The organism is Corynebacterium sp. (assembly GCF_030535495.1).
In the GTDB taxonomy this organism is placed as follows: domain Bacteria; phylum Actinomycetota; class Actinomycetes; order Mycobacteriales; family Mycobacteriaceae; genus Corynebacterium.
In genome coordinates this window covers 1-6,951 of the sequence record NZ_JAUNRW010000105.1, presented here as the reverse complement: position 1 = coordinate 6,951, position 6,951 = coordinate 1, and the positions used below count along the sequence as shown (strand labels likewise).

The 6,951-nt window shown below is 67.8% G+C and carries 7 protein-coding genes; all 7 read left to right on the top strand.

The features are described from left to right. Nucleotides 1-47 precede the first annotated feature (47 nt). The gene (gene argC, locus Q4F73_RS10530) at nt 48-1,100 is read left to right on the top strand and encodes an N-acetyl-gamma-glutamyl-phosphate reductase (protein WP_303359302.1); all 1,053 of its coding nucleotides are present in this window, start codon (nt 48-50) and stop codon (nt 1,098-1,100) included. Nucleotides 1,101-1,125: 25 nt separating this feature from the next. Further along, nucleotides 1,126-2,277 (top strand): bifunctional glutamate N-acetyltransferase/amino-acid acetyltransferase ArgJ, encoded by a 1,152-nt coding sequence (argJ, locus tag Q4F73_RS10525; protein ID WP_303359301.1) that lies wholly within the window; start codon nt 1,126-1,128, stop codon nt 2,275-2,277. A gap of 9 nt (nt 2,278-2,286) precedes the next feature. Further along, the gene (gene argB / locus Q4F73_RS10520; protein ID WP_303359300.1) at nt 2,287-3,228 is read left to right on the top strand and encodes an acetylglutamate kinase; all 942 of its coding nucleotides are present in this window, start codon (nt 2,287-2,289) and stop codon (nt 3,226-3,228) included. Beyond that, nucleotides 3,225-4,403 (top strand): acetylornithine transaminase, encoded by a 1,179-nt coding sequence (locus tag Q4F73_RS10515; protein WP_303359299.1) that lies wholly within the window; start codon nt 3,225-3,227, stop codon nt 4,401-4,403. Before argB ends, Q4F73_RS10515 begins: the two co-directional genes overlap by 4 nt. Nucleotides 4,404-4,405: 2 nt before the next feature. Continuing rightward, nucleotides 4,406-5,362, top strand: a complete 957-nt coding sequence (gene argF / locus Q4F73_RS10510) for an ornithine carbamoyltransferase (protein WP_303359298.1) — start codon at nt 4,406-4,408, stop codon at nt 5,360-5,362. A gap of 4 nt (nt 5,363-5,366) precedes the next feature. Next, nucleotides 5,367-5,843, top strand: coding sequence for an arginine repressor (locus tag Q4F73_RS10505; RefSeq protein ID WP_303359297.1), 477 nt, complete (start codon nt 5,367-5,369; stop codon nt 5,841-5,843). Between the two features lie 53 nt (nt 5,844-5,896). Continuing rightward, nucleotides 5,897-6,951: argininosuccinate synthase (locus tag Q4F73_RS10500; RefSeq protein ID WP_303359296.1), on the top strand; the 1,055-nt coding region annotated here is incomplete at its 3' end.

Sequence of the window (6,951 nt, the reverse complement as noted above, 5' to 3'; positions counted from 1 at the left end):
CGCTGCATACTTTTCATCAGACTGCATAAAGTGTTACAGTGGTCCGCATGACACTTAAGGTTGCAGTCGCTGGTGCCACGGGCTACGCGGGCGGGGAGATCCTCCGTCTCCTTCTCGGGCATCCCTCCTACCTCTCGGGTGACCTGGAGATCGGTGCGCTGACGGCCGGCTCCTCGGCGGGGCAGTCCGTGGCAGAGCTCATGCCGCATGTGCCGCAGTTGGCCGAGCGCGTCATCGAGGACACCACCCCTGAGGTGCTGGCGGGCCACGATGTCGTGTTCCTGGCACTGCCGCACGGTCACTCCGGGCCCATCGGCCAGGCTCTCGCGGACTCGAACCCGGACGCCGTCGTCATTGACTGCGCGGCCGACTTCCGCCTGCAGGAGGCAGGGGAGTGGGAGCACTACTACGGCTCCGAGCACGCCGGCACCTGGCCCTACGGCATCCCCGAGCTGCCGGGGCAGCGCGAGGAGCTCACCGGCGCGAAGCGTGTCGCGGTGCCGGGGTGTTTCCCCACCGGCGCTACCCTCGCCGCCCTTCCGGCTGTCGCCGGTGGCCTCATCGTCCCGGAACTGTCGATCGTCTCCATCACCGGAGTGTCCGGCGCCGGTAAGAAGGCTGCCGTCGGACTCCTCGGTTCCGAGGTCATGGGCAGCCTGCGCGCCTACAACACCGCGGGCAAGCACCGGCACACCCCGGAGGTGATCCAGAACCTCTCCGCCGTGACGGACGATGAGGTCTCGGTGTCCTTCACCCCGGTCCTGGCACCGCTGCCGCGCGGCATCCTCACCACCATCACGGCTCCCCTCAAGGAGGGCGTGACCGCCGAGGCGGCATACGAGACCTACCGCGCCTTCTACGCGGATGAGCCTTTCGTGCATCTGCTGCCTGTCGGCCAGCAGCCGGAGACCCAGAACGTCGTGGGCACCAACATGTGCCACCTGCAGGTGGAGGTCAATGAGCGCGCGGGTGTCCTGCTCATGACCGGCGCCATCGACAACCTCACCAAGGGCACCGGCGGCGCCGCCGTGCAGTGCATGAACCTCGCCCTCGGGCTCGACGAGACCGCCGGCCTGCCCATGGCCGCCGTCGCCCCCTAGAACCTCAACCCCGGAAAGCCATCCCATGAGCATCACCACCCCCGTCGGCTTCACTGCCGCCGCCCTCACCGCAGGTATCAAGCCCTCCGGTAATCCCGACATGGCTCTCGTGGTCAACAACGGCCCCGAGTTCCACGCTGCCGCGGTGTTCACCCGCAACCGCGTCGTCGCCTCCCCGGTGAAGATCTCCCGCGAGGCGATCAAGGACGGGCAGATCCGCGCGGTGCTGTTCAACTCCGGCAACGCCAATGCCTGCAACGGCTCCCAGGGCGATACGGATGCGCAGGCTGTCGTCGATCAGGTGGCCGGGCTCCTCGCCATCGAGCCCTCCGATGTCGGTGTCTGCTCCACCGGACTCATCGGTGAGCCGCTGCCGATGGACAAGATCCACGCGGGCGTCGACAAGCTTGTTCCGGGCCTGGGTGATCACGGCGGCGACGCGGCCGAGGCCATCATGACCACTGACCTGGTGAAGAAGGAAATCCTGGTCAAGGGTGACGGCTGGACCCTAGGTGGTATGGGTAAGGGCGTCGGCATGATGAGCCCGTCCCTGGCCACCATGCTCGTGTGTCTGACCACCGACGCCTCCGCAACCCCGGAGATGCTCGACGAGGCTCTGCGCGCCGCCTCGAAGGTCACCTTCGACACCCTCGACATCGACGGCTCCACCTCCACCAATGACACCGTCTTCCTGCTCGCCTCCGGTGCCTCCGGTGTCACCCCGAGCCAGGAGGAACTCAATGCCGCGGTGCTCGGGGCCAGTGAGGAGATCGCGCGGATGATGCAGGCCGACGCCGAGGGCGTGACCAAGCGCGTCACCGTGACGGTCGAGGGCACCGGCTCCGACGAGCAGGCCGTCAACGCCGCCCGCACCCTGGCCCGCGACAACCTCTTCAAGTGCGCGATGTTCGGTTCGGACCCGAACTGGGGACGCGTCCTCGCCGCCGTCGGCATGGCGGACGCCGACATGGACCCCGACCATATCTCCGTCTTTTTCAACGGCCACGCCGTGTGCGAGAACACCACCGGCACGCCGACGGCCCGCGAGGTGGATCTTTCCGGCGCCGACATCGACGTCCGCGTCGACCTGGGTACGGGTGGCACCGGCCGGGCGACGGTCCGCACCACGGACCTTTCCCACGATTACGTCCACATCAACTCGGCCTACTCCAGCTAGGAAGCAGACATGGAATCTCTCTCGGAGCTCAGCAACGAGGCCCGTGCCCACGTGCTCGCGGAGGCACTGCCCTGGTTGCAGCACTTCCGCGACAAGATCGTCGTGGTCAAGTACGGCGGCAACGCCATGATCGACGAGGACCTCAAGGCAGCCTTCGCCGCCGACATGGTCCTCCTGCGCACCGTCGGTGCCAAGCCCGTCGTCGTCCACGGTGGCGGTCCGCAGATCTCCTCGATGCTCAAGCGCCTCGGTCTCGACGGCGAGTTCAAGGGTGGCTTCCGCGTGACCACGCCGGAGGTCATGGAGGTGGTCCGCATGGTGCTCTTCGGCCAGGTCGGCCGCGACCTCGTCGGCCTCATCAACTCCCACGGCCCCTATGCCGTGGGCACCTCCGGTGAGGATGCCGGCCTGTTCACCGCGCAGAAGCGGCTGGTCAACGTCGGCGGCGTTCCCACCGACATCGGCCTGGTCGGCGACATCACCGACGTCAACCCGGAGGCCGTCATGGACATCATCGAGGCCGGGCGTATCCCGGTCGTGTCCACGATCGCCCCCGGCGCGGACGGTGAGGTCTACAACATCAACGCCGACACCGCGGCCGGCGCGCTGGCCACGGCCATCGGGGCGGAGCGCCTGCTCATGCTCACCAACGTGGAGGGCCTGTACACCGACTGGCCGAACCGGGATTCGTTGCTGTCGAAGATCGTCGCCTCGGAACTGCAGTCGATCCTGCCCGGACTTGATTCCGGCATGATCCCCAAGATGGAGTCCTGCCTCAATGCCGTGCAGGGCGGGGTGGCCGCGGCGCACGTCATCGACGGCCGCATCGCCCACTCCGTCATCCTCGAGCTGCTCACCATGGGCGGTATCGGCACCATGGTGCTGCCCGACAACTACGAACGCGGCAACTATCCGGCCGGCGCCGTCTTCAGAAAGGACGCGGAACAGTGAGCGATTCCCTCACCCAGTGGAACCAGGTGCTGATGAACAACTACGGCACCCCGCCGGTGGAGCTCGTCTCCGGTAAGGGTGCGACCGTGGAGGATTCACAGGGCCGCGTCCACATCGACCTGCTCGCCGGCATCGCCGTCAACGCCCTGGGCCACGCCCACCCGGCGATCATCGAGGCCGTCACCCACCAGCTCTCCCAGCTGGGGCATGTCTCCAACCTCTTCGCCTCGGGCCCGGTGCTGCAGGCCGCCGCCACCCTCAAGGAGCGGGTCGGCGACGACTCCGCGCGCGTGTTCTTCTGCAACTCCGGCGGCGAGGCCAACGAGGCCGCCTTCAAGCTCGCCCGCCTCACCGGCCGCTCCCGGGTGCTGGCCGCCGTCAACGGCTTCCACGGCCGCACCATGGGCTCCCTGGCCCTGACCGGCCAGCCCGACAAGCGGAAGGCCTTCGAGCCGCTGCCGTCCGGGGTGGAGTTCTACCCCTACGGCGACGTCGAGTACCTGACGAAGCTCGTCGAGACCAACCCCGGCGACGTCGCCGCCATCTTCCTCGAGCCGGTCCAGGGAGAGACGGGCGTGGTCCCCGCCCCGGCCGGTTTCCTGCAGGCGGTGCGGGATCTGTGCGATGAGCACGGCATCCTCATGGTCTGCGATGAGGTGCAGACCGGCGTCGGCCGCACCGGCACCTTCTTCGCCTTCCAGCACGACGGAATCCTGCCGGACATCATCACCATGGCCAAGGGCCTGGGCGGCGGCATCCCCATCGGCGCCACCATCGCCCGCGGTCAGGCCGCCGAGCTCTTTAAGCCCGGTGCCCACGGCACCACCTTCGGCGGCAACCCGATCGCCTGTGCCGCCGCCAACGCGGTGCTCGAGATCGTCGACGAGGACTTCTGCGCCGAGGTCCGCGAGAAGGGCGCCAACTTCGCCGGGAAGCTCACCGAGATCGGGGGAGTGGACCACGTCCGCGGCCGCGGCCTCATGCTCGGCGTCGTCCTCGAGCAGCCGGTGGCCAAGGACGCCGTGGCCAAGGGCTTCGAGCACGGACTCATCCTCAACGCCCCGGCCGCGAACATCATCCGTCTCACCCCGCCGCTGATCATCACCCACGATGAGATGGACGCGGCCGTCGAGAAGCTCTCGACACTGATCACCACCCTCAGCAAGGAGGCCTGACCATGACCACCCCGAACGTGCGGCACTTCCTCGCCGACGACGACCTCACCCCGGCCGAACAGGCCGAGGTCCTGGCACTCGCGGCCGAACTGAAGCAGGCCCCGCTGTCGAAGCGCCCTCTCGAGGGCCCGCTGTCGGTGGCCGTGCTCTTCGACAAGACGTCGACCCGCACCCGCTTCTCCTTCGACGCCGGCATCGCCCACCTCGGCGGACACCCCATCGTCGTGGACTCCGGCTCCTCCCAGATGGGCAAGGGCGAGACGATCCAGGACACTGGTGCTGTGCTCTCCCGCTACGTGGAGATGATCGTGTGGCGCACCTACGCACACCAGAACTTCCACGACCTGGCCGAGACCGCGACGGTCCCGATCATCAACTCGCTCTCCGATGACCTGCACCCCTGCCAGATCCTGGCCGACCTGCAGACCTGCATTGAAAACCTCTGCCCCGAGCAGGGGCCCGCGGGCCTCAAGGGTAAGAAGGCGGTCTACCTCGGCGACGGCGACAACAACATGGCGAACTCCTACATGATCGGCTTCGCCACCGCGGGCATGGACATGACGATCATCGCCCCGGAGGGTTTCCATCCGAAGGCCGAGTTCGTCGAGCGCGCACAGGCCCGCGCCGCCGAGACCGGGGCCACCGTCACCGTGACCTCCGACGTCGGGGAGGTGGCCGGTGCCGATGTCGTCATCACCGACACCTGGGTGTCCATGGGCATGGAGGCCGACGGCAAGGACCGCCGCACCCCCTTCCTGCCGTACCAGGTCACCGGCGAGATCATGGCGCAGGCCGACGCCGACGCCATCTTCCTGCACTGCCTGCCGGCCTACCGCGGCAACGAGGTCACCGCCGAGGTCATCGACGGCCCCGCATCCCGGGTCTTCGACGAGGCCGAGAACCGCCTGCACGCGCAGAAGGCCCTCATGGTCTGGCTGCTGGAGCACCAGCCGGAGTAGATGGATGTCCGCCCCCGTCACCCGCACCGCCCGCCAGGGCAAGATCCTGGAGATCCTCGGCAAGACCCGGGTCTCCAGCCAGGTGCAGCTGTCCGAACTGCTTCTCGACGAAGGCGTCGACATCACCCAGGCCACCCTCTCCCGCGACCTCGACGAGCTGGGGGCCAAGAAGATCCGCCCCGACCAGGGTCGGCCCTTCTACGTGGTGGGGCACGTCGAGAAGCAACTCGCGACACAGTTCACCGGTCCGAAGGAGAAGCTGCGCCGCATGCTCGATGAGCTCGTCGTCGCGGTGGATCACTCGGGCAACATCGCGGTGCTGCGGACCCCGCCCGGGGCCGCGCAGTACCTGGCCAGCTTCATCGATCGCGTCGGCCTGGACGAGACCGTCGGCACCATCGCCGGTGATGACACCATCTTCGTCCTCGCCCGCGAACCGCTGACGGGCCGCGAGCTGGGGGACCTGCTCACCGGCGCATAAGCCCCCCGGTATCCTCAATAATCAGTAACACCAAAAACCCAAGGAGAACCCACATGTCTGCACGCGTCGTCCTCGCCTACTCCGGCGGCCTCGACACCACTGTCGCGATCCCGTACCTGGCCAAGATGACCGGCGGCGAGGTTGTCGCCGTGTCCCTCGACCTCGGCCAGGGCGGCGAGGACATGGAGTCCGTGCGCCAGCGCGCCCTCGACTCCGGTGCCGTCGAGTCCGTCGTCATCGACGCCCGCGACGAGTTCGCCGACGAGTACTGCCTGCCCACCATCAAGGCCAACGGCATGTACATGAAGCAGTACCCGCTGGTCTCCGCGATTTCCCGCCCGCTCATCGTCAAGCACCTCGTCGAGGCCGCCAAGGAGCACGGCGGCACCCACGTCTCCCACGGCTGCACCGGTAAGGGCAACGACCAGGTCCGTTTCGAGGTCGGTTTCCGCAACGCCAACCCGGACCTGGAGATCATCGCCCCGGCCCGCGACTACGCCTGGACCCGCGACAAGGCCATCGCCTTCGCCGAGGAGATCGACCTGCCCATCGAGCAGTCCGCCTCCTCCCCGTTCTCCATCGACCAGAACGTCTGGGGCCGCGCCGTCGAGACCGGCTACCTCGAGGACCTGTGGAACGCCCCGACCAAGGACGTCTACGCCTACACCGAGGAGCCGACCCTGGGCAACGCCCCGGATGAGCTCATCATCTCCTTCGAGGGCGGCAAGCCCGTCGCCATCGACGGCAAGCCGGTGTCCGTGCTCGAGGCCATCGAGGAGCTCAACCGCCGCGGCGGCGCCCAGGGTGTCGGCCGCCTGGACATGGTCGAGGACCGCCTCGTGGGCATCAAGTCCCGCGAGATCTACGAGGCCCCCGGCGCCATGATCCTCATCAAGGCCCACGAGGCCCTCGAGGACGTCACCGTCGAGCGTGAGCTGGCCCGCTACAAGCGGCTTGTCGACGCCCGCTGGTCCGAGGAGGTCTACGACGGCCTGTGGTTCGGCCCGCTCAAGCGCTCCCTCGATGCGTTCATCGACTCCACCCAGGAGCACGTCACCGGCGACATCCGCCTGGTGCTGCACGCCGGTTCCATCACCATCAACGGCCG

Coding starts and splice junctions, on each gene's coding strand:
- argC (WP_303359302.1), top strand. CDS start 48: ATGACACTTAAGGTTGCAGTCGCTGGTGCCACGGGCTACGCGGGCGGG.
- argJ (WP_303359301.1), top strand. CDS start 1,126: ATGAGCATCACCACCCCCGTCGGCTTCACTGCCGCCGCCCTCACCGCA.
- argB (WP_303359300.1), top strand. CDS start 2,287: ATGGAATCTCTCTCGGAGCTCAGCAACGAGGCCCGTGCCCACGTGCTC.
- argF (WP_303359298.1), top strand. CDS start 4,406: ATGACCACCCCGAACGTGCGGCACTTCCTCGCCGACGACGACCTCACC.
- Q4F73_RS10505 (WP_303359297.1), top strand. CDS start 5,367: ATGTCCGCCCCCGTCACCCGCACCGCCCGCCAGGGCAAGATCCTGGAG.